3 protein-coding genes are annotated in these 3,626 nt (G+C 61.9%); all 3 read right to left on the bottom strand.

The window, feature by feature from the left end:
- Positions 1–58 precede the first annotated feature (58 nt).
- The gene (locus tag CF68_RS22285; RefSeq protein WP_035823002.1) at positions 59–2,083 is read right to left on the bottom strand and encodes a conjugal transfer protein TraG; all 2,025 of its coding nucleotides are present in this window, start codon (positions 2,081–2,083) and stop codon (positions 59–61) included.
- Positions 2,084–2,291: 208 nt separating this feature from the next.
- Positions 2,292–2,540: an EexN family lipoprotein gene (locus CF68_RS36400; RefSeq protein WP_084187381.1), complete on the bottom strand. Its 249-nt coding sequence runs from the start codon at positions 2,538–2,540 to the stop codon at positions 2,292–2,294.
- The gene (locus tag CF68_RS22280; RefSeq protein ID WP_051591628.1) at positions 2,537–3,481 is read right to left on the bottom strand and encodes a LysR family transcriptional regulator; all 945 of its coding nucleotides are present in this window, start codon (positions 3,479–3,481) and stop codon (positions 2,537–2,539) included. Before CF68_RS22280 ends, CF68_RS36400 begins: the two co-directional genes overlap by 4 nt.
- Positions 3,482–3,626: the final 145 nt, after the last annotated feature.

Below are 3,626 nucleotides of genomic sequence, written 5' to 3'. Positions count from 1 at the left end.
AATTCGTCCAGGCGTTTGGCATGTTCGGGGGAAATGAACAAGTTCAGGCGGTATTGGCTCATAGGTCGATTCCGTCGTTGGGATCCAGGCTTGCCAGCCGCGCTGTGCGTCGCATGGCCGGATCGACGGCGCCTGTAAGGGATAACGGCTCGTCGTCATCCAGCAGTGCCAAGTCGTTGGCCGGCGTCTGTCGTTCCGCGCTGTAGAACGGAGCCTCGGACAATTCCGCCTGTCGGCGCTGACCACCGTCGTCGGCAGCGGCGGCTTCGCTGGTTGCCCCCTCCACGACGGCCGAAGCTACGGATACGGCAGGCATCGCCAAACCGCTCCAGTCGTCGGGACGGGCCGGTGGCGCGTCAGCGTAGCGGCCTGCCGCGAGCGTGGGCGGCGACAGCACACGCCCCTTGAAATTGGCATCCGCGTAGTAGCGAAGCTTCTTGGCCTTGATCGGCGGGCAGCCCCCTACCATCACCACAGCATCGTCCGGCGGGAGCTGCATCACCTCACCGGGCGTTAGCAGCGGCCGGGCCATCTCCTGCCGCGACACCATCAGGTGGCCCAGCCACGGTGCGAGCCGGTGGCCGGCGTAGTTGCGCTGTGCGCGCAGTTCGGTGGCCGTGCCCAGCGTCTCGGAGATACGTTTGGCCGTGCGCTCGTCGTTGGTGGCGAACGTCACCCGGACGTGGCAGTTATCGAGGATCGAATGATTCTGACCGTAGGCTCTGTCGACCTGGTTAAGCGATTGCGCGATCAGGAAACTGCGAATTTCGTAGCCGGCCATGAAGGCGAGCGCCGTCTCGAAGAAGTCAAGCCTACCCAGCGCCGGGAACTCGTCAAGCATCAGCAGCAGCCGGTGACGGCGTGCAATACCGTCGCTGCCGTCGAGTGACTCGGTGAGCCGCCGGCCGATCTGGTTGAGGATCAGCCGCACCAGCGGCTTGGTACGGCTGATGTCCGATGGTGGCACCACCAGGTACAGCGACACCGGATGCTGCGCGGCAATCAAGTCGGCGATTCGCCAGTCGCAACGCGAGGTGACTTCCGCCACCGTGGGGTCGCGGTACAGTCCGAGGAAGCTCATCGCGGTGGACAGGACGCCCGAGCGTTCGTTCTCGCTCTTGTTCAGCACCTCACGTGCGGCCGAAGCGACGACGGGATGCGGTACATCGCCCAGGTGCGGCGTCGTCATCATCCGATGCAGCGTCAGCTCGAAAGGCGAGTCGGGGTCCGAGAGAAAGCCAGCGACACCGCGCAGTGTCTTGTCTTTGCCAGCGTAAAGCACATGCAGGATGGCCCCCACCAACAGCGCATGGCTGGTCTTCTCCCAGTGATTGCGCCGCTCCAGCGCCCCTTCGGGATCGACCAGGATGTCGGCAATGTTCTGCACGTCGCGCACCTCATGCGTGCCGCGCCGGACTTCGAGTAGGGGGTTATAAGCCGCTGACCGCGGATCCGTCGGGTTGAACACAAGGCAGTGCGAAAAGCGCGAACGCCAGCCGGCGGTGAGCTGCCAGTTTTCCCCCTTGATGTCGTGGATCACGGCGGATGCGGGCCAACTCAAAAGTGTCGGCACCACCAGGCCGACACCTTTGCCGGAGCGCGTTGGCGCGAAGGCCAGGACGTGCTCCGGCCCTTCGTGGCGCAGGTACTGGTCGTCATGCCGGCCAAGAAAGACGCCCGCAGGCTCGGTAAGTCGAGCCTTACGGATATCGACGGCCGTCGCCCAGCGGGCAGAGCCGTAGGTCGTCACCAATGTCGATTGCCGTGAACGCCAGACTGACATGCCGATGGCGACGAGGACAGCGAGCAGCCCGCTGCCGGCTGCCATCGCGCCACCGGTGTCGAACACGTGCGCCGCATAGGCATCGTAGTAGAACCACCACTCGAACAAACGCCATGGGTGGTAGACCGGCCAGCCGAAGAGGTCAAACCAGGGCGCGCCAAGGCGTGCCTTGTAGCCGAGGGCGGCGGCCGTCCACTGTGTAGCGCCCCATACGCCGGCGATCACGATGCCAAGCACAACCGCAATCTGCCCAAACAGCACGCCCTGGCCCTGCGTCCTTGCTTCCGCTTTCTCCTGCACAGACACCTCGCGAAATCCGCACAACATCGCGCGTCAGGCACGAGGTTCGGGCCTGAACGAGGGACCCGTCAAAGACCGATATCGGAATAAAGATCTCGGAAACTGCGAGAATTCCTGCCAAAGACAACCCGGTAGTAGCATCGCAAGCGAAAGCGGGTTGCGGCGCACCGGCAAAAAACTCACGGGAATCGTGGCGGTGTGCCGACGCTTAGAACCTCGGCACATGCTTCGGGGGCGTATAGGGTGTGTTGCCATCGCCGAAGAAGCGCCGATTCGTTGCCTCGGCCACCCGATTGCAAAGCGCATCGCCGAGCTTGGCCCGATCCAACCTGCACTGCCCGCGAAGTTCCTCCAGCCGTTTGGGATTGGCAACCAACGATTCCACCGTCTCTGGCGGTCCAGCGCGGCCACATGCCACCAAAATCAGAGCAAACAAGATCGACGTGGTTCTCTTCATGGCTCAACATCCTCCTCGAGGTCAAATCGGGATTCATGGACAGGTTCGACACATGCAGGAGACTCGACGGCGCTTGCCCGCTCGATAAAGCGAGTCAGGGCCTCTGATGGCACCGCATCCAGGTACAGCAGGTAGGTTATGACCCTGGGCACTTGCCCCATCATCGGACGCGCCACGACCCCGGACTCTCTGCTCGCGAGAACTTGTGACAAGCCGGTCAGGCCCAATGCAAGGCCTGCGGATACCAATGTCATCATCAAGTCGAGCGACGAAACCCGGTCCGCGACCAGCGGCTCCTGATCCAGCCGGCGCAGTAAACGATCGACCAGACGAGCATGCCCCTCGTACGCTTGGGGGTCAAAGAGCACCAACGGATAGCGCAGTAGCTCCTCCTGCGGAATATATTTATAAGCAAGCAACGGATGGCGCGGCGGTACCGCTACCACGAGAGGCTCGTTCCAAAGAGGATGTGCAATGAGGCCATCGCCGACGTCGTCGGTCAGGGAGAAGCCCACGTCGTATAGACCATCGTGTAGTCCCCTGATCTGCTGCGACAACGGTGCTTCGTATAGTCGAACTTCGACCTCCGGTTCTTCCTGCCGCCACAGCGCAAGCAAAGCTGGTAGACGCAATCGAGCGCTAGAGTCTGACAAGACGATGCGCAACTGGTCGTCAAATCCATTAGCGACTGCCTGTACGCTGTCGCGCGCCTGCTCCACAGCGGCGAAGACACGCCGTACGTGCTTTAAGAACAGCTGACCCGCTCGAGTCAGGCGTGTACTACGGGTGGTGCGCACAAACAACCGTACCCCGAGATCCTCTTCCAGTTCTCTGATCGCACGAGATAACGGCGACTGCTCGATGTGCAATCTCTCGGCCGCCCTCGTGAAATGAAGCTCTTCTGCGACGGCCAGGAAGCATTGCAAATGACGCAGCTCCATCCTGGCTCTAACTGGTCTGCTACGCATGCACTCTCCCGCTAGGTGAGGCATTAGGGCAGAAGCGATTCACCAGGGACCGATAGTACCGATCATCACACATGGAACATCTCCTAACAGGCTGCTGAAGTACTCTTCGCGCAAACGA

Source organism: Cupriavidus sp. SK-4 (genome assembly GCF_000611125.1).
Taxonomy (GTDB): Bacteria; Pseudomonadota; Gammaproteobacteria; order Burkholderiales; family Burkholderiaceae; genus Cupriavidus; species Cupriavidus necator.
The sequence above is the reverse complement of the archived record's forward strand: the minus strand, read 5'-3'. Positions and strand labels throughout refer to the sequence as shown.

Excerpts from the sequence above, each read along its gene's own strand:
- CF68_RS36400 (WP_084187381.1), bottom strand. The coding sequence starts at position 2,540 with ATGAAGAGAACCACGTCGATCTTGTTTGCTCTGATTTTGGTGGCATGT.
- CF68_RS22280 (WP_051591628.1), bottom strand. The coding sequence starts at position 3,481 with ATGGAGCTGCGTCATTTGCAATGCTTCCTGGCCGTCGCAGAAGAGCTT.